The organism is Streptomyces sp. CA-181903 (genome assembly GCF_050937075.1).
GTDB lineage: Bacteria > Actinomycetota > Actinomycetes > Streptomycetales > Streptomycetaceae > Streptomyces.
In genome coordinates, this window is sequence record NZ_JBNJLY010000001.1 from 6,109,771 (window position 1) to 6,128,174 (window position 18,404).

The window sequence follows — 18,404 nt, forward strand, 5'->3', positions numbered from 1 at the left end:
CGCCTGCCATGACCCTGCCCAGCGTGCTCGACCCCTTCTTCGCCATCGCCCGCACGGACCCCGGCCGGCCCGCGGTCGTCGACAACGGAATGACCGTCGGGTACGGCCGGCTGGCCACCTGGGCAGGGGCCGTGGCCGACCTCCTCGCGACCCGGGCCCCCGGGCCGCACCCGCCCGTGGGCATCGTCGTCCACCACAGCGCCCGGGACATCGCCGCGATCCTCGGCACGCTCGCCGCCGGCCGCGGCTACGTACCGGTGCCCGACGGCCCTGGGGACAGCGCGGACCGCGCCCTGCGCGCCCTCGGCTGCCGGGAGCTGATCGCCACCGCCGAGACCGGCGAGCCGCCCGCCGTGGACCGTGTCCTGCGCCCTTACTGGGGCCACCCGCGCACCCCCGTGCGGGAGACCGGCGCGCCGGTCCGCGCCGAGGACCCCGCCTACGTGCTCTTCACCTCGGGCTCGACCGGCGCCCCCAAGGCCGCCGCGATCCCGCACGGCGCGCTGCACGCCGTCCTGCCCGCGCTGCGCGAGCGGTACGGGACCGGCCCGGACACCGTGGCCCTCAACTTCCACCGCGCCGAGGGCGACACCAGCCTGGAGGAGATCCTGCCCACCCTCCTGGCCGGCGGGCTCGTCGTCGTGGAGGAGGACGCCGAGGCGGACCTCGACCGCGTCCTCACCGACCACGAGGTCACCCTCCTCAACCTGCCCGTGGACTACTGGCACATCTACACCGGCCATCTGCTGGAGACCGGCCGCGCGCTCCCCGCCGCCCTGGAGACCGTCGTCATCGGCGGCGAGGCCGTCCGCCCGGACATGCTGGAGCGCTGGCACCGGCTCGGCGCCGGGCACGTCCGGCTGCTCAACACCTACGGGTCCACCGAGACCGCCCTCGTCACCCACAGCGCCCTCCTCGCCGGCCCCGGCGCCCCGGCCTCCTTCCCCGAAGGCGTCCCGATCGGCCGCCCGCTGCCCTCCGTCCGGCAGGCCGTGGTGCCCCGCCCGGACGCGCCCGGCGAACCCGGCGAACTGTGCGTCGCCGGCCCCCAGCTCGCCACCGGCTACCTCGACGACCCCGCCCGCACCGCCGCCCGCTTCGTCGAGGCCGACCTCGGCGGCGGCACCACCCGCTGGTACCGCACCGGCGACCTCGTCCACGAGGCCGCCGACGGTTCCCTCGTCTTCCACGGCCGCATCGACCACCAGGTCAAGATCCGCGGCCACCGGGTGGACCTGGTGGACGTCGAGGAGGCACTCGGCCGGCTCCCCGGCGTCGCGGCGGTCGCCGCCGCCGCGCACGAGAAGGGCGAGCACACCGCGCTGGTCGCCTTCGTGGTCCGCGGGGCCGACGGCACCGGCACCGGCGAGGACGCGGAACCCGCCGGTCCGGACGCGCTGCGCGCCCGCCTACGGGCCGGCCTCCCCGACCACATGGTCCCCGACCGCATCCTCGTCGTCCCCGAGCTGGAGCACACCCGCACCGGCAAGGTCGACCGCGACGCCACCCGGGACCGGTACCTGTGACCAACCGACTCTTCGACGCCTCGGCGGCCCCCGCCGTCGTCCCCGAGGCCGATGCCCGGGGCCCCTGGGCCTACCTGTGGTGGCTGGTGCGGATCCGGCCCTGGCCGCTGGTGCTGAGCGCCCTGCTCGGCATCGTCTGGATGGTGCCGCTCGCCCTGGTCCCGCTCGTCATCGGGCGGGCCGTCGACGAGGCCGGCCGGAGCGCCGGCCACACCGGCCTCTACCTGTGGGCACTGCTCGCGCTCGGTCTCGGCATCGTCCAGGCGCTGGCCGGTTCCGGCCTCATCCAGGCCGCCGTCGGCGCCGAGGCGCACGCCCTGTCGTACACCCACCGGGTGCTGATGCGGCAGATCGTCCGGCTCGGCGCCACCCTGCGGGGCAAGGCGCGCTCCGGCGACGTGGTCGCCTCGGCCGCCGGCGACGTCGAGAGCATCGGCAACGCCTTCGAGGTCGTCGGCCGCACCGTCGGCGCGGTGATCGCCGCGATCCTCGTGGCCGTGGCCCTCACCACCACCTCGCCCGTGCTCGGGCTCGCCGTCCTCATCGGCGTGCCCGCCGCCGTCCTCGGCATCGGCCCCCTGCTGCGGCCGCTGCAGGAGCGCGACGAGGAACAGCGCGAGCAGATGGGCAACGCCACCTCCCAGGCCGGGGACATCGTCGCCGGCCTGCGCATCCTGCGCGGCATCGGCGGTGAGGCCGTCTTCGCCGAGCGGTTCCGCCGCACCAGCCAGGAGGTGCGCCGCGCCGGTGTGTCGGCCGGCCGGATGGAGGCGTGGCTCCAGGCGGCGGGCGTCCTCCTGCCCGGCCTCGTCACCGTCGGCATCCTCTGGCTGGGCGCCCGCCTCGCCCTGAACGGCACCATCACCGTCGGCGAACTGGTCGCGTTCTACGGCGCCTCCGCCTTCCTCACCCTGCCGGTGAGCACCGCCACCGAGGCCGCGGAGACGCTGAGCCTGGCCAAGGTGGCCGCCGGCCGGGTCTGCACCCTGCTGCGCCTCACCCCCGAGGCCGCCCAGCCGGCCCACCCCGAGCCGCTGCCGGCCGGGCCGCTCTCCCTGGCCGACCCGGAGACCGGCGTCACCGCCGAAGCCGGGCTGCTCACCGTCATCGCCTGCCCCGCCGACCGCACCACGGACCTCGCCGACCGGCTCGGCCGTCCCGGCGTGCCCACCGCGTCCGGCGGCACCTCGGCCGTCCTCCTCGGCGGCGTCCCGCTGGACCGGGCCGACCTCACCGAGCTGCGCTCCCGGCTGCTCCGCTCGGGCCCCGCCGACACCCTGTTCAGCGGCACGGTCCGGGAGGAACTGACCGCCGGGACCGACCGGTCCCCGGAGGCGGTGGACCGCGCGCTGTTCGCCGCCGACGCCGCCGACGTGGCCGAGGCCCTGCCCCACGGGCTGGACACCCCCATGGACGAGGGCGGCCGGGCCCTGTCCGGCGGCCAGCGCCAACGCCTCGTGCTGGCCCGGGCCCTGCTCGCGGACCCCGACGTCCTGGTGCTGGAGGACCCGACCGCCTCCGTCGACGCCCACACCGAGGCCCGCGTGGTCGAGCGGGTGGCCGCGCTGCGGGCGGGCCGGACCACCGTCGTGTTCAGTGACAGCCCGCTGTGGCGCGGCGTCGCCGACCGCGAGGCCGTCCTCGACCCGGTCCCCCTCCCCGGCGGCCCCGACCGCTCCGCTGGAGTGCCCTCATGACGACGACGTCCCCCCAGGCTCCCGCCCCCGAGGCCGCCGCCCCGGCCCCCGCGCCCACCGGCCCGCCGGGCGCCCCCGGGCGCCTGCCCCTCGCCGACCGGGCCGCGGCCCGCGCCTGGATCGGCGAGTTCGTCCGTGCCGACGCACCCCGGCTGACCCTCACCTTCGGGCTGTTCGCCGCCGCCCTCGTGGCCGGCCTCACCGGCCCCCGCCTGCTGGGTCACCTGGTCGAGTCCGTCAAGGCCGGCACCACCACGGGCCGGGTCGACCTGCTCGCCCTGGCCTTCGTCGGCATCCTCGTCGTCCACGCGCTCCTCGCCCGCGCGGCCCGCACCCAGGCCACCCTGCTCGGCGAACGCGTCCTGGCCCGCACCCGCGAGAACTTCGTCCGCCGCGTCCTCGGACTGCCGCTGTCGGAGGTGGAGAGCGTCGGCACCGGCGACCTGCTCAGCCGCGCCACCAACGACGCCGACCGGCTCAACGAGAGCATCCGGCAGGCCGTGCCGCGCATCGCCCTGGCCGCCGTCACCCTGGTGTTCACCTTCGCGGCGATCCTGCTGACCTCACCCCTGCTCGCACTCGGCCTGCTGGCCGGTGTGCCGTTCGCGGTCCTGTCCACCTGGTGGTACCGGCCGCGCGCGACCCGCGCGTACGAGCGGCTGCTCGCCCAGGAGGCCGACGTCCTGGCCGTCACGCTGGAGACCGCCCGCGGCGCCGCCACCGTCGAGGCCCTCGGGCTCGGCCCCCGCCAGAGCCGGCGCCACGGCGCGGCCGTCGACGCGGTCGTACGCACCCGGCAGCGCACCACATGGCTCCAGACCATCTGGTTCCCCAGCCTGGACCTCGCCACCATGGTCCCGATGGCGCTGACCCTGCTGATCGGCGGACTCGCCTACCAGCGGGGCGCGGTCGGGCTCGGCGAGCTGACCGCCGTGGTGCTCTACGTACAGGCCCTCGGCGAACCCCTCAACGACCTGCTGACCTGGACCGACGAACTCCAGATCGGCAACGCCGCGCTGCGCCGGATCCTGGGCGTGAACCGGCTGCCGCGCGAGGAACCGCGGCCGCCGGCCCCCACCGAGGGCCACGCGATCCGGCTCGAAGGAGTCGGCTTCGGCTACGGGCCCGGCCGCGAGGTCCTCTCCGGCATCGACCTCGACATCGCCTCCGGCGAGCGCCTGGTGGTGGTCGGCGCCTCCGGCGCGGGCAAGTCCACCCTCGGCAAACTGCTGGCCGGCGTGCACCACCCCACTCGGGGCAGCGTGCGCATCGGCGGCGCGGAGGTCACCGACCTGCCGGTGGAACAGCTCCGGCGCGAGATCGTGCTCGTGACGCAGGAGCAGCACGTGTTCACCGGCACCGTGCGGGACAACCTCACGCTGGCGCTCGACGACGCCGACGGCGCGCACGCCCCGGCGGACGAACGGCTGTGGGAGGCGCTGGAGACCGTCCTCCTGGCGGACTGGGCCCGTACGCTCCCCGCCGGCCTGGACAGCGAGATCGGCCCGGGCGCCGCCCCGGTCTCCCCGTCGGCCGCCCAGCAACTGGCCCTGGCCCGGCTCCTGTTGTCCGACCCGCACGCGCTGGTCCTGGACGAGGCCACGGCACTGCTGGACTCCACGGCCTCCCGCCGCGTGGAGCGTTCGCTGGCCGCCCTGATCGAGGGCCGCACGGTCATCTCGATCGTCCACCGCCTGGACTCCGTCCGGGACGCCGACCGCATCGCGGTGATGGACCACGGCCGGATCGTCGAACTGGGCAGCCACGAGGAACTCCTGTCCGCCGACGGCGCGTACGCGGCGCTGTGGCGCTCCTGGGAGGCAGCGCGGTAGACGGGGGCAGCCGCATGCCGGGCAGACCCCGGCGATGTGACTTCCCGTGCCGGATGAGAGGGTCTGGCGGGTGAGCGAGACACCGGCGAACACCCTGCAATACCGCTTCGACGGGCCAGAAGACGCCCCGGTCCTGGTCCTGGGCCCCGCGCTGGGTACCACATGGCATATGTGGGACCGGCAGGTGCCGGAACTCACTCGCCAATGGCGGGTCTTCCGCTACGACCTGCCGGGCCACGGCGGCGCGCCCGCCCACCCGGCGGTCACGGTCGGCGAGCTCACCGACCGGCTGCTCGCCACCCTCGACGCCCTCGGCGTCGAGCACTTCGGCTACGCGGGCTGCTGCATCGGCGGCGCGATCGGCGCCGACCTGGCCCTGCGCGGCCCGGAACGGCTCGGCTCCCTCGCCCTCATCGGGTCGGCCGCCCGCTTCGGCACGGCGGACGGCTGGGGCGTACGGGCCTCCGAGGCCCGCTCCCACGGTCTCGACCCCGCGGCGCGGGCCGCGCCCGAGAACTGGTTCAGCCCCGCCTTCGCCGCGGCCCAGCCCGCCATAGTGGACTGGGCCGTCCACATGGTGCGCACCACCGACGTCCCCTGCTACTCCGCCGCCTGCGAGGCGCTGGCCGCCTTCGACGTCCGCTCCGGCCTCGACCGGGTCGGTGTGCCCACGCTGGTGCTCGTCGGCGCCGAGGACCAGGTGACACCGCCCGCCGACGCCCGCGTCCTGGTCGCCGGCATCCACGACGCCCGCCTGGCCGTCGTCCCCGGCACCCGCCACCTTGCCCCCGTCGAACAGCCCGCCGCCGTCACCGATCTGCTGGTGGGCCACTTCACGGCGGACTGGCAGCGGCGGCCCCCACGAGGGCGCGGTACGGGCGCGGGCGTCGGTCCCGGTACGGGCCCCGGGACGCCGCAGGTCGCACCGGCCGACCCGGCCGGGCCTACCCCTCCGGGCGGGCCGGGCATGCCGTCCGCCGGGGGTGCGTCCGGTGGCTTGGGCGTGCACGTCGGCCTCTCTTCGGGCGCGTCCTCGGTTTCTCCTGTCACGTCCGTCGGCCCGTCTGCGGCCGGCATGGGCGGTCCTGCCGGCCGCTCGGAGCCCGGCGGGCCGGGCATGCCGTCTGCCGGAGGTGCGTCCGGTGGTCCGGGCGTGCACGCCGGCCCTTCCCCGGTCCCTCCGGTCACGTCCACCGGCCCGTCCGCGACTACCGGCGCGGGTGGTTCCGCCGGCCTGCCGGAGCCCGGTGGGCCGGGTCTGCCGTCCGCCGCCGGGGGTGTGCCTGGTGGTTCGGGCGTGCACGCCGCTCCTTCCTCGGGCGCCCCCGTCACGTCCCCGGCCGGCCCGGGCGTGTCCGCCACGGCTCCTCCCGGCTCGGCGACGGCCGTTCCGGGGCCGGCTGCCGGGCTGTCCGTACCCACCGGACCGTCTCCGGCCGCCGCGGGCGCGCCCGGCGGTTCGCCGCCCGTCGCTCCCGCCGACCCGTTCGCGGCCGCTCCTGCCGCGCCGCCGGGCGTGGCTCCCGGCGAGGCGCCGACGGCGTTGTTGCCGCCGATCGTGCTCGGGGACGGGCCGGTGCCGTCCGCCGCCTTCGCCGAGGGGCCGCCCGCGGGCTGGCCGCCGCCCCGCGGCGCGGACGTGCCGCACGGCGTGTTCGGGCCGCCCCTGGCGGGCGGCATACCGGCCCCCGCCCCGGATCCGGCGCCCTTCGGCGCGGTCCCCGGGTCCTTCGGCCCGGCCAACGGCCCCCAGCCGCCGACGCCCCCGGCGGCCCGCGGACCGGAGGCCATGCTCCGCAACGGGACGCTGCGGGCCGACGTCTTCGGCCCGGTGGGCCCGCCGGCCGACAGCCCGTACGCGGCGGCGGCCCCCGGCGGCTCTTCCACGGGCGCGGGCGGCCCGATGACCGAAGGCGCGCCGACGACCTACGGCCCTCCCGTCCCCGGCCGCGTCGAGGGCGGTTTCGGCCCGTTCCCTGGCACGTCCGGACCCTCGCCGTTGCCCGGCTCCGGGCACGGTGCCACCGAGCCGCCGGCCTCGGCCCAGGGAGGAGCGTCCCATTCCGCCCGGCCTGCCCCCGGCCCGTTCGCGGGAGTCGGCGGCAGCGGCGTCGAGGACGCGGGAGTAGGTCCGCGTACGGACGCGGGCGCGGGTCCGCGTACGGACGCGGGGGCGCCTCCGGCAGGGCAGGGGAGCCCCGCACGGGTGGACGTGCCGACCACGGACATGTCCGCGCTGACCCCGTCCGTCCCGGCATCGCGATCCGGGGGAGTCGACGAGTCGGCGGAAGCGCGCCCGGGGGCCGGTGCCGCAGCCTCCGCAGCGGGTGGTGCCGCCCCGGGCCCGGCTCGGGTTGACGTGCCGACGACGGACATGTTCCCGTTGTCCGCGCCTGCGCCGGCGAGCCGTCCCGAGGCCGGTGCGAACGAGCGCGGTGCGAACGAGCGCGGTGCGGACGAGGGCGGTGCCGCGTCGGCGGACTCCGCTCGTGTGGATGTGCCCACAACCGACATGTCCTCGCTGTCCGCGCCGGGTTCGGCGAGCCGTCGCGGTGCCCTGGACGGCGTGAACGGCGAGGCGGCGCAGGCGGGTTCCGCCGACGGGCCTGCTGGTGATGCGCTCGCCGCTGACGTGCCCCCGTTGGGTGGGCACACTGTGGCGGCGGGGGCTGACAAGGCGACGGCGCCGGGTTCCGGCCGCGTCGATGTGCCGACGACCGACATGTCGGTGCTCTCCACGCCTGATTCGGTGGGGGCTGTCCGTAAGGCGACCGGTGTGGTTGATCCGGGCCCGGACGGCGCCCGGGTGGATGTCCCGACGACCGACATGTCGGCCCTCCCGGTACTTGGTTCGGCGACTGCCGTCACGAAGGCACCCGATGCGGGTGGCTCCGCCCCGAAAGCTGCCCGTGTCGATGTGCCCGCGACCGACATGTCGGCGCTCTCCGCGCCTGGTTCGGTGGCGGCTGCCGGCAAGGCACCTGGTGTAGCCGGGCCCGCTCCCGGCTTCGCCCGAGCGGACGCGCCGACTGCCGGCATGTCCGCGGGGGCGGCACCGGACCCAGTGGTGACCGGTTCCGGGGAGGGCGCTTCGGCTCCGAAGCGGGCGCACGAGGACGTGTTCGCCGTCGACGGGTCCGCAGTCTCCGCGCCGGGTTCGGGGGCCCGTTCCGGCGCCGGAACGCCGACCGTGGGACAGGTTCGGGTGGACGTGCCGACCGCCGACATGTCCGCAGTCCCGGCGTCGAGTTCAGCGGTCCACCCCGGCGCCGCGGCGTCGGCCGTGGAATCGGCCCAGGTGGCCGCGCCGACCGCCGACCTGCCCGTCGGGTCCGCACCTGATGCGGCCGGCCTTCCCGGTGCCGGAGGGCCAACCGGGAAGCGGGTTCGGGCAGATGTGCCGATTACGACCGACGCGACCCAGTCGTCCGCACCCGATTCGGCCGTCCGTTCCGGCGACGGATCGTCGGCCGTGGAGCAGGCCCGCGTGGACGTGCCCACCACCGAGATGTCCCCGGTCACCACCGCCACCGCCACCGACCGCCCGAGCCCCCGCCGCACCTCCGGAAGGACGGGTATCGGGGTGGGCGTGGGTCGGCAGGCCGCCTTTGGGGCGAGGGGGCAGCAGGAGGGGGCCGGTGGCCCGGCGGGTGTGGGGGTCGGCGCGGCCTCCGGTGCCCTCGGAGGCAACGGACGGCCCGCCGGGGCGGAAACCGGGACCCGTACGGGCGCCGGCACCGACCCCGGCACCGACATCAGCACCACCGTCACCCCCAGCACCCTCCCCACTCCCACCCCCGACACCCCCACCGAAGTCGCCCGCCGGGAGGGTGCCCGGCCCGCCGGTTCCGCACCTCTGGCCGCCGCCACCGCGCACGAATCGGACGCGACCGCCCCCGCCGGCGCCCCCACCGACACCCGAACACCCCGTGCCCCCGCGCCCGCCACCGGGCCGGAGGCGCGTACTCCGCCGACGCGCTGACCGTCGTGGAGCCGGGAGCCGACGCCGGAAGCGCGGGCGCGGGCACCCAGGCGGGAGCGCTCGACGTGCGGCGGCGGGCGCTGGGGGAGGCGCACGGCGAGGCGCATGGCCAGGCGGCCGGCGTGGATCCGTTCACGCGCGAGTTCGAGGACTTCGCGGCCCGCGTCACCTGGGACGAGAGCTGGTCCCGCCCCGGCCTCGACCCGCGGACAAGGGCGCTGCTCACCCTCACCGCGCTCACCACCGGCGGGCACCTCCAGGAGCTCCCCGGCCACGCCCGGGCCGCGCTCCGGCTGGGGGTCACGCCGGGCGAGATCCAGGAGGCCCTGCGGCACACGGCCCTCTACGCGGGGCTGCCCGCCGCCCGGGCCGCCTTCGCCGCGATCCGGCCGGTCATGGGGGACGGGTCCGGCCGGCCGGAGCCGTCCCCGAGGACAGCGCGCTCGGTCGTCCCGACGCGCACCCTTAGCGCCATCATGTGGACATGAAACTCACCAAGTACGGTCACGCCTGCGTCCGTCTGGAGAAGGAAGGCCGCGCCCTCGTCATCGACCCCGGCGGGTTCACGGAGGAGGACGCGGCCCTCGGGGCGGACGCCCTGCTGGTCACCCACGAGCACCCGGACCACTTCGACGCGCACCGGCTGCGGGCCGCCCTGGAGGCGAACCCCGCCGCCGAACTGTGGACGCTGCGGAGCGTCGCCGAGCGGCTCTCGGCCGCGTTCCCGGGGCGGGTGCACACCGTCGGCGAGGGCGACGCCTTCACGGCCGCGGGGTTCGACGTCGAGGTGCACGGGCAGCTGCACGCCGTGATCCACCCGGACCTCGAACGGATCACCAACGTCGGCTACTTCGTGGACGGCACGCTCTTCCACCCCGGCGACGCCCTCACCGTCCCCGGCCGGCCGGTGGACACGCTGATGGTGCCGGTCATGGCGCCGTGGAACAGGGTCGGCGACGTCATCGACTACCTCCGCGAGGTCGCGCCGCGCCGGGCCTTCGACGTCCACGACGCGCTCCTCACCGACCTGGCGCGGCCCGTCTACGACCGGATGCTCGGCCCGGACGGCCCCGGCGTCGGCGGGGCGGAACACTCCCGGCTGGCGTCGGGGGAGAGCGTCGAGCTCTGAGCCCTCGGCCCTGAGCCCCCGGCCCTGACCCCACCCCCTTCCACCTGCGGAAACGGGCGTTGTCAGACCCTCCCGTTAGGGTGGCCGCATGCGCATCGCCACCTGGAACGTGAACTCGATCACCGCCCGCCTGCCCCGGCTGCTGGCCTGGCTGGAGAGCAGCCGTCCGGACGTGCTGTGCCTCCAGGAGGTCAAGTGCGCCGCGGACGTGTTCCCGTACGAGGAGCTGCGCGGCCTCGGCTACGAGGCCGCGGTCAACGCCACCGGCAGGTGGAACGGCGTGGCCGTGCTCTCCCGCGTCGGCATCGCCGACGTGGTGACCGGCCTCCCGGGCGGCCCGGACTTCGAGGGGGCGCAGGAGCCCCGGGCCATCTCCGCCACTTGCGGGGCCGCCCGCGTCTGGTCGGTCTACGTCCCGAACGGCCGGGATGTCGAGCACGACCACTACGGCTACAAGCTCCGCTGGTTCGAGGCGCTCCGCGACGCCGTGGCCGCCGACGCGGCGGGCGACCGCCCGTTCGCCGTCCTCGGCGACTACAACGTGGCGCCGACCGACGACGACGTCTACGACCCGGCCGTCTTCGAGGGCGCCACCCACGTCACCCCGGCCGAGCGCGCCGCCCTCGCCGCCCTGCGCGACACCGGCCTGTCCGACGTCGTGCCCCGGCCGCTGAAGTACGACCACCCGTACACGTACTGGGACTACCGCCAGCTGTGCTTCCCGAAGAACCGGGGCATGCGCATCGACCTCGTGTACGGCAACGCGGCGTTCTCGGGCGCGGTCAAGGACGCGTACGTCGACCGCGAGGAGCGCAAGGGCAAGGGCGCGTCGGACCACGCGCCGGTCGTCGTCGACCTGGACGTCTAGGTCCTGCCGCTCCGCCGCAGGCATCTCCCGGGACGAGTACCGCACGGCCGTCCTCGTCCTGGAGCGCATGACCCGCGACGTCGAGGTACTCGGGGCCGCCGCGGCCCACGCCGGCCGCTGAGCCCGCCGGCGGTCCCAGCCCGGCGGGCCCGCGCCCGGTCGTCCCTATAAGAACCCGATCCCTACGGAACCCGATCCCTACGGGACCCGATCCCTACGGAACCCGATCCCTACGGGACCCGATCCCTACGGAACCACCCTCATCCCACCAACCGCCGCAGATCCACCGCGTCCGCGAACGCCTTCATCCCCGCGTCGTTCGGGTGCAGATGGTCTCCGCCGTCGAAGCGCGGCAGCATCCGTTCCGGGTGTCGCGGGTCCCGGATGGCGGCGTCGAAGTCGAAGACCGCGTCGTACAGGCCGCCGTTCTGCCGGATGTGGCGGTTGATCGCCGTCCGCTGGGCGTCGGCCGCCGCCGTGCAGTCGTAGAAGCCGCCGCAGGGCGCGATGGTCGCCGCGACGACCCGCAGGCCGCGCTCGTGCGCCCGGTCCGCGATCGACCGCAGGGCGGCGATCACCTGGGTGGCGGTGGTGCCGGCGCGGATGTCGTTGACACCCTCGAAGACGATCACCGTCCGGGCCTGGGACTGCGCCAGTACGTCGCGTTCCAGCCGGTGGCCGGCGCTGACGCCGCTGAGCGTGGTGCTCGGGCCGCTGCCCTGGTAGCGGTCGTCGACGACCCGGTTGCCGGAGATCCCGCTGTTGAGCACGCCGTACGCGGGGACCGCGTGCTGGGCGCGCAGCCGCCGGGACAGTAGGTCGGGCCAGCGGCCGTTGGCGTCGGGGGTGGACCGTTCGCCGTCGGTGATCGAGTCGCCGAGCGCGACCACCGACCCCGGGCCGTCGCCGACGTCGACGCCGGTGAGCAGCGGCCAGGTGGCGAGCGTCCCGGTGTACGCGCCCGCGTCCCGGTCGGCCGTCCGGTCGCCGCCGCCGTCGGCGGTCAGGTAGGACCGCTGGTTGGTGTAGTTGTGCACGGGCAACGCCCGTACCGTGCCGGGCAGATGGACGCTCACCAGCAGGCTGGTGTCCGGCGGCACCGTGAACCCCAGCGGATCGCTGAACCGCTGCGTCCCGGCCGGCAGGACGACCGCCTGCTTTCCCCCGAACGTGAGCGTCCGGGGCGCGGCCGCGGCTGTCGCGCCCTTCCTCTGCACGGCGACGGTCACGTGGCCGATCCGCACCGGCTCGGCCGCGAACGTGTTCTCCAGCCGGACCCGGGTCCGCGGCCCGCCCGCACTGGCGTGCACCACCAGCCGCAGCGTCCGGTCCTTCCACGGCCCGACGGCCGTGTACCCGGACGTGGGAGCCGCCCAGCTGCCGGTCCACTCGTTCGTGGGAGCGCGCAGCGCCATGGAGAAGACGTGCAGTCCGGTCGCCGCGCGGGGGGCCTGCGGCAGGACGACCGACTCCACCTCCCGGCCGCGGACGACCGGCACGGTCACCGCGTGCAGCCGGGTGGTCTCGGTCCTGCGCCCGCCGGGGGTGTTGAGGTGGGGGAGGCCGACGGCCTTGGTGGTCAGCGGGCCGCGCCGCCAGTCGGGGGCGGTCAGTCGGTACGTGCTGTGGGAACCGTCGCGGTAGTGGACGGTCCCGGTGCCGCTGACGTCACCGCCCGGCCCGGCCGCCGCGCTCCCCGCGACGAGGAAGGTGAGCGCGTCACCCCGGCCGCGCAGCCGGACCGTCTGCCCGGCCGCGCGGACGTTGTCGGGGGTGCCGGGCACCGAGCGCGGCCAGCGCAGCGCGGAGCCGTCGATCGGCAGTTCCCTGCCGGGCGTCCAGCCCGCCGCGGCGAGGTCCTGGGCGGAGAAGGATCCGCCCGCTCCGTCGAAGTCCGCCTCCCGGGGCCGGGCGTCGTCGCTCACCGCCTTGTTGTCGAAGAGCCGCTCCAGAGGGAGCGGCTCCTTCGCCGGTTCTGCCGGTGCGCCGGGGCGGGCGAGCGCCGGGGAGTTCGCGAAGGCGACGGCGCAGACCGCCCCCACCACGACGGCTCCCGCCGCGCCCCGCCGTCTGTGCCGCCGTTCCGTGCGTGCCGTTCCGTGCGCTGTCCGGAGCATGCGTCTCATGCCTCCCGTGATTCCCCACGCCGAATGTGGCGGGATGAAGTTAGGGAGACCACGGAACCACGTCAAGGAGGCCGCCAGGTCACGTCGTCCCGTCGCGCGCGGGTGGTGGGGCCATCTGCACGAGTGCGATCCTTGCCGGTATGAACATTCCCTTTTTGGACGGCTGGCGCAGGCGGCACGACGCGGCACGCGGGGGCGCCGCGCACGGCACGGCCGACTGGGACCCGGAGGGCCTGGCCGAGCTGCTGTCGGAGTGCGAACTGCTGCGCGCGCAGGCGCAGTCGGCGGGCGTCGCGCTCGACGACGGGCCGTCCTCCCTGGAGGCCCTCGACCAGTTGCAGCCGCGCTGGCGCGGCGACGAGGAGCTCCAGTCCTGGCTGGGCAACGACGCGGGGCTGTACCTGGGGACGGTGCTGGTCCGCACGGTCGGCGGCGCGGCCTGGCACATCCGCTCCGACGGCCAGCCGGTGGTCCTGCTCGCCGGCGGCCGTGAGGTGGACGTGGTCGAGACCGGGCACGCCTGGGCGGAGGACGGCGCCCCGGAGCTCTCCCAGGTGTACGCCGAGCTTTCCGAGAACTGACGGGGGAACGCGGAACTGACGGCGGAACGCGGCGGCGCGGAGCGCCGGGTGCCGGAGGCCGGACGTGCGTGCCCCGGCCGTCGTCGGCCGACGCCCGCCCCGGCCGTCGTGGGGAACATCCGTACCGGACCGTCGTGGGGAACGTTCGCGCCGGGCCGCGCGGGAGGTTCCGCGCCCGCCTCACCCGCCTCACCCGCCGGGGACCGGCCCCTTACCCGCCGGTGATCGGCCCCTCATCCGCCGGGGACCGGCCCCTCACCCCGTGAACGGAATCACGTACTCCAGCCGCCACCGGTCCGCCCGCACCACGATGTCCGACGTCTCCACCGCCCGCCCGTCCCCGTCGAAGTGCGTCCGTTCGACGACGGTGACGCACTGCCCGGCGGCGCAGCCCAGCGCCTCCGCCTCCGGTGTGGTGGCCGGGCGGGAGCCGACGAGTTCGCGGGCCCGGACGACCCGTACGCCGATGGCCGCCAGCCGGCCGCGCACGCCCCGGCGGGCGTACGGACCGTGCTCGGGGTGGACGACGTCGGTGCCGGCGGTGACGGCCAGCGGCTCCCAGCTGGTGGCGAGCTGCACCGGGCGGCGGTCGGCCAGGTACTCGTACTCCGTGCGCAGCACCGGATCGCCCGGGACGATGCCCAGCCGCTCGGCGATCCGCGCCGGCGCGGGAGTCTCGGTGGAGGCCGCCTCCCAGGTCAGCGCGGTTCCCCCGGACGGGCGAACGCACGGCGGCCGCTGGTCCCTGATCGTGTGGTGGTCGCGGGCGGTGTGGATCTCCGCCGCGAACGGGGTGTCGACCGCGCCCGTGGTCCGCAGCAGGGTGCCCAGCGGCGCCCGGTCGGCGACGAACACCCCGCGCCCGAACTGCCCCTCCGCGTACCCCGCGGCCTTGAGCACCCGGACCGCCCGGTCGACGGTCTGGTCGCTGGCCGCGTAGGCCCGTTTGAGCTCGGAACGGGAGGGGATCCGGGCGCCGACGGTCAGTGAACCGTCGTCGATGCGCCGCCGCAGGTCGTCCGCGATGCGCAGATATACGGGCCTGCTGTCGCCCACTCCGGGCTCCCTTCCCCCTGGTTCCCCCATTCGGACCCACAGGCTAGGTACCCAGGCTGGGTCTGTGTACCTAGGAAAGCCCAGGTGGACAGCGCGGGGGAGGAGGGGAGAGCGGTGGAGCCGCCGGAGGAAATGCCGACCTCGTACCGTTCCGTACGCGTGTCGCCGGTGACGTCCCGGAACGCCCCTGGATAGGTTGCTCCGACCGGCCGGTGCGGGCCTCCGGACTGGGTGAGCCTCCGGACGCGGCGAGCCTCCGCAACAGGGTGAGCCTCCGGACAGGGTCAGCTTCCGTACGGGGCGGGCCTCTGGACAGGGCGAGCCTCCGGACAGGGCGAGAGTGAGTTGGGCAGAGCATGGCCGTCGATCCGCTGATCGAACTGAGTGGCGTCAACAAGTACTACGGGAAGCTGCACGTCCTCCGGGACATCGACCTCACGGTCGGCCGGGGGAGGTGGTGGTGATCATCGGCCCGTCGGGCTCCGGAAAGTCCACGCTGTGCCGGACGATCAACCGGCTGGAACCGATCGACTCCGGGACGATCACCCTGGCCGGGCAGCCGCTCCCGGCGGAGGGCCGGGCCCTCGCCCGGCTGCGGGCCGAGGTGGGGATGGTCTTCCAGTCCTTCAACCTCTTCGCGCACAAGACTGTCCTCGCCAACGTCTCGCTGGCCCAGACGAAGGTCCGCGGCCGGGGCAAGGAAGAGGCCGACCGGCGCTCGCGTGAACTCCTGGAACGGGTGGGGCTCCTGGCCCACGCGGAGAAGTACCCGGCCCAGCTCTCCGGCGGCCAGCAGCAGCGCGTGGCCATCGCCCGCGCGCTCGCCATGGACCCCAAGGCGCTCCTCTTCGACGAGCCGACCTCCGCCCTGGACCCGGAGATGATCAACGAGGTGCTGGAGGTGATGCAGCAGCTCGCCCGCGAGGGCATGACGATGGTCGTCGTCACCCACGAGATGGGCTTCGCCCGCTCCGCCGCCAACCGCGTGGTCTTCATGGCCGACGGCCGCGTCGTCGAGGACCGCGTTCCCGAGGAGTTCTTCACGGCCCCCGAGAGCGACCGGGCCAAGGACTTCCTCTCCAAGATCCTCAAGCACTGAGCGGGTGACGCAGCACATGGCACACCGCACGCACCGCCCCCACCGCACGCCGGCACACCGCACCGCCCGCCGGGTCCTGAGCGCCCTCGCCGCCCTCACCGTCCTCACGGCCCTCGCCCTGCTCACCGCCGCCTGCGGCAAGGAGGGCAGCCCGCCGATCAAGGGCCCGGCACCCGGGGAGCTCCCCGCGTACCGCGTCGCCACCGGCTTCACCCCGCCGGACTCGTCCACCTGGCGCGCCGCCAAGGGGCGCGGCCACCTCACCGTCGGCGTCAAGGAGGACCAGCCCTACCTGGGCGAACGGGACCCCGCCACCGGCGCGTACTCCGGCTTCGACATCGAGATCGCCCGGATGATGTCGGCCTCCCTGGGCTTCGACCCCAAGACCCTCGCGTTCCGCACCATCGCCTCCGCCAACCGCGAGACGGCCCTGCAGAACGGCCAGATCGACTACTACGTCGGCACGTACACCATCAACGACCTGCGCAAACGCCAGGTCGGCTTCGCGGGCCCGTACTACGTCGCCGGGCAGGGGCTGTTGGTGCGCAAGAACGAGAAGGGCATCGAGGGGCCCCAGGACCTCGACGGGAAGCGGGTCTGCTCGGTCGCCGGGTCCACCCCGCTCCAGCGGCTCCGGCGGGAGTTCCCCAAGGCCCAGGCCGTCGCCTACGACACGTACTCCATCTGCGTCGACAACCTCCTCAGCCTCCAGGTCTCCGCCGTCACCACCGACGACACCATCCTCATGGGCTTCGCCGCCAAGGCCCCGGACGAGCTGAAGATCGCCGGGAAGCCGTTCTCCAAGGAGCCGTACGGCATCGGCGTCCCGCGCGGCGACACCGCGCTGCGCCTGGCCCTCGACGACGCCATCGAGGAGCACGAGCGGAACGGCGACTGGAAGAAGGCGTACGACGCGACGCTCGGCCGCTCCGGCGTCCCCGCGCCCAAGCCGCCGGCCGTCGACCGCTACGGCACCGGGAGGTCCGCGCCGTGAACGTCCTGACCGACAACCTCTCCCTCTACGGCGACGGCCTGCTCGGCACCGTCGAACTCACCGTCTACGGCTCGCTGCTGGCCCTCGTCCTCGGCTTCCTGATGGCGTCCTTCCGCGTCGCGCCCGTCGCCTCGCTGCGCGCCTTCGGCACCGTATGGGTGACGGTCCTGCGCAACACGCCGTTGACGCTGCTGTTCTTCGCGGTGGTGCTGGGCCTGCCGCGGTTCGGCGTGGTGCTGCCGTTCCGGCTGTTCGCGGTGCTCGCGCTCGGCTGCTACACCTCGGCGTTCATCTGCGAGGCCGTCCGCTCCGGCATCAACACCGTGCCCGTCGGCCAAGGCGAGGCCGCCCGCAGCCTCGGCATGACCTTCGGGCAGACGCTCGGCACGGTGATCCTGCCGCAGGCGTTCCGCTCGGTGATCCCGCCGATCGGCTCCACCCTCATCGCCCTCGCCAAGAACTCGGCCATCGCCGGCTCCTTCAGCGTCACCGAGCTGCTGGGCACCTACAAGACGCTCAACGAGCTCGGCTACGGCATCGTCTGGACCTTCGTCTGGATCGCCGTCGGCTACCTGATCGTGACCCTGACCATCAGCGCGGTCTTCAACGTGCTGGAGAAGCGCTGGGGAGTGGCCCGGTGACCGGAACCGCCCTGTACGACGTCCCCGGCCCGCACGCCCGCCGGCGCCACCGCCTCTACGGCCTGATCGCGGGCGTCGCCATCGCCGCCCTCGTCGGCTGGGTGGTGTACCTCCTCTTCGACACGGACCAGTTCACCGCGCGGAAGTGGGCGCCGTTCGAGTACGTCGGCATCCAGGAAATGCTGCTGCGCGGCCTCGCCAACACCCTCCGCGCCTTCGGGTACGCCGCCGCGTTCTCGCTCGTCCTCGGCGGGCTGCTGGCGGCCGGGCGGCTCTCCGACCACCGGCCGCTCCGCTGGGCGGCCACCGTGGTGGTGGAGTTCTTCCGGGCCATGCCCGTGCTGGTGATGATCTTCTTCGTCTTCGTCGCCCTCAAGGTCCAGCCGCTGCCCGCCCTCGTCACCGGCCTCACCCTCTACAACGGGTCGGTGCTCGCCGAGGTCTTCCGCACCGGCGTCGACTCCGTCGAGCGCGGCCAGCGGGAGGCCGCCTACGCGCTCGGGATGCACAAGACGCAGGTCATGACGTACGTCCTGGTGCCGCAGGCGGTCCGGGCGATGCTGCCGACGATCATCAGCCAGCTCGTCGTCGCCCTGAAGGACACCTCGCTGGGCTTCCTCATCACCTACGAGGAGTTCCTGCACGCCGGCAAGCTGATCGCGGGGAACCTGGACTACGGGCTGCCGTTCATCCCCGTCGTCATGATCATCTCGCCGGTGTACATCGGGATGTGCATGCTGCTGTCCTGGCTGGCCACCTGGGTCGCCAAGCGGCAGCGGCGCAGCGTCAAGACGGAGGCGGTGGAGGTGGCGCCAGCCGAGCCGGGGACGCTGCTCCCCGGCCCGGCCGGGCACCACACACACCCTTAGCGCC

The 18,404-nt window shown here is 75.0% G+C and carries 12 protein-coding genes and 2 pseudogenes; 12 read left to right on the plus strand and 2 right to left on the minus strand.

The features are described 5' to 3' along the window. The first annotated feature begins 8 nt into the window (after positions 1–8). The 7 genes and pseudogenes from ACQEVS_RS27200 to ACQEVS_RS27230 all read left to right on the plus strand — a co-directional run bounded on the left by ACQEVS_RS27200 (position 9) and on the right by ACQEVS_RS27230 (position 11,034). Positions 9–1,526, plus strand: a complete 1,518-nt coding sequence (locus ACQEVS_RS27200; RefSeq protein ID WP_433024453.1) for an AMP-binding protein — start codon at positions 9–11, stop codon at positions 1,524–1,526. Next, complete coding sequence (locus ACQEVS_RS27205) at positions 1,523–3,223, plus strand: ABC transporter transmembrane domain-containing protein (RefSeq protein ID WP_433024455.1); 1,701 nt, start codon at positions 1,523–1,525, stop codon at positions 3,221–3,223. Before ACQEVS_RS27200 ends, ACQEVS_RS27205 begins: the two co-directional genes overlap by 4 nt. After that, positions 3,220–5,055, plus strand: a complete 1,836-nt coding sequence (locus ACQEVS_RS27210) for an ABC transporter ATP-binding protein (protein ID WP_433024457.1) — start codon at positions 3,220–3,222, stop codon at positions 5,053–5,055. Before ACQEVS_RS27205 ends, ACQEVS_RS27210 begins: the two co-directional genes overlap by 4 nt. 70 nt (positions 5,056–5,125) lie before the next feature. Continuing rightward, a pseudogene (locus ACQEVS_RS27215) lies at positions 5,126–6,028 on the plus strand (alpha/beta fold hydrolase); the annotation flags it as partial. Between the two features lie 3,014 nt (positions 6,029–9,042). Then, positions 9,043–9,525 (plus strand): carboxymuconolactone decarboxylase family protein, encoded by a 483-nt coding sequence (locus tag ACQEVS_RS27220; protein ID WP_433024459.1) that lies wholly within the window; start codon positions 9,043–9,045, stop codon positions 9,523–9,525. Further along, entirely contained in the window at positions 9,522–10,166 is a 645-nt protein-coding gene (locus tag ACQEVS_RS27225) for an MBL fold metallo-hydrolase (RefSeq protein WP_433024461.1), read from the plus strand. Before ACQEVS_RS27220 ends, ACQEVS_RS27225 begins: the two co-directional genes overlap by 4 nt. 88 nt (positions 10,167–10,254) lie before the next feature. Further along, on the plus strand, positions 10,255–11,034 hold the full coding sequence (locus ACQEVS_RS27230) for an exodeoxyribonuclease III (protein WP_433024463.1): 780 nt from the start codon (positions 10,255–10,257) through the stop codon (positions 11,032–11,034). Positions 11,035–11,294: 260 nt separating this feature from the next. On the opposite strand, the gene ACQEVS_RS27235 is transcribed toward ACQEVS_RS27230, so the two are convergent. Continuing rightward, complete coding sequence (locus ACQEVS_RS27235; RefSeq protein ID WP_433027941.1) at positions 11,295–13,151, minus strand: SGNH/GDSL hydrolase family protein; 1,857 nt, start codon at positions 13,149–13,151, stop codon at positions 11,295–11,297. A gap of 149 nt (positions 13,152–13,300) precedes the next feature. Here ACQEVS_RS27235 and ACQEVS_RS27240 point away from each other — a divergent pair, with 149 nt between their 5' ends. Further along, positions 13,301–13,741 (plus strand): DUF6278 family protein, encoded by a 441-nt coding sequence (locus ACQEVS_RS27240; RefSeq protein ID WP_433024465.1) that lies wholly within the window; start codon positions 13,301–13,303, stop codon positions 13,739–13,741. 255 nt (positions 13,742–13,996) lie between these two features. On the opposite strand, the gene ACQEVS_RS27245 is transcribed toward ACQEVS_RS27240, so the two are convergent. Then, positions 13,997–14,797 (minus strand): GntR family transcriptional regulator, encoded by an 801-nt coding sequence (locus ACQEVS_RS27245; protein WP_433024467.1) that lies wholly within the window; start codon positions 14,795–14,797, stop codon positions 13,997–13,999. 356 nt (positions 14,798–15,153) lie between these two features. Between ACQEVS_RS27245 and ACQEVS_RS27250 the strand changes: the two are divergent. The 4 genes and pseudogenes from ACQEVS_RS27250 to ACQEVS_RS27265 all read left to right on the plus strand — a co-directional run bounded on the left by ACQEVS_RS27250 (position 15,154) and on the right by ACQEVS_RS27265 (position 18,400). Beyond that, positions 15,154–15,896: pseudogene (locus ACQEVS_RS27250) on the plus strand (amino acid ABC transporter ATP-binding protein). Positions 15,897–15,912: 16 nt separating this feature from the next. Continuing rightward, entirely contained in the window at positions 15,913–16,890 is a 978-nt protein-coding gene (locus tag ACQEVS_RS27255; RefSeq protein ID WP_433024469.1) for a glutamate ABC transporter substrate-binding protein, read from the plus strand. Next, the gene (locus ACQEVS_RS27260) at positions 16,887–17,531 is read left to right on the plus strand and encodes an amino acid ABC transporter permease (RefSeq protein WP_433024471.1); all 645 of its coding nucleotides are present in this window, start codon (positions 16,887–16,889) and stop codon (positions 17,529–17,531) included. The genes ACQEVS_RS27255 and ACQEVS_RS27260 overlap by 4 nt, the downstream gene beginning before the upstream one ends. Further along, complete coding sequence (locus tag ACQEVS_RS27265) at positions 17,528–18,400, plus strand: amino acid ABC transporter permease (RefSeq protein ID WP_433024473.1); 873 nt, start codon at positions 17,528–17,530, stop codon at positions 18,398–18,400. The genes ACQEVS_RS27260 and ACQEVS_RS27265 overlap by 4 nt, the downstream gene beginning before the upstream one ends. Positions 18,401–18,404: the final 4 nt, after the last annotated feature.

What these genes read in the sequence shown, in the direction of transcription:
- ACQEVS_RS27235 (WP_433027941.1), bottom strand. Translation starts at nt 13,151, where the DNA reads ATGCTCCGGACAGCGCACGGAACGGCACGCACGGAACGGCGGCACAGA.
- ACQEVS_RS27225 (WP_433024461.1), top strand. Translation starts at nt 9,522, where the DNA reads ATGAAACTCACCAAGTACGGTCACGCCTGCGTCCGTCTGGAGAAGGAA.
- ACQEVS_RS27230 (WP_433024463.1), top strand. Translation starts at nt 10,255, where the DNA reads ATGCGCATCGCCACCTGGAACGTGAACTCGATCACCGCCCGCCTGCCC.
- ACQEVS_RS27255 (WP_433024469.1), top strand. Translation starts at nt 15,913, where the DNA reads ATGGCACACCGCACGCACCGCCCCCACCGCACGCCGGCACACCGCACC.
- ACQEVS_RS27200 (WP_433024453.1), top strand. Translation starts at nt 9, where the DNA reads ATGACCCTGCCCAGCGTGCTCGACCCCTTCTTCGCCATCGCCCGCACG.
- ACQEVS_RS27210 (WP_433024457.1), top strand. Translation starts at nt 3,220, where the DNA reads ATGACGACGACGTCCCCCCAGGCTCCCGCCCCCGAGGCCGCCGCCCCG.
- ACQEVS_RS27240 (WP_433024465.1), top strand. Translation starts at nt 13,301, where the DNA reads ATGAACATTCCCTTTTTGGACGGCTGGCGCAGGCGGCACGACGCGGCA.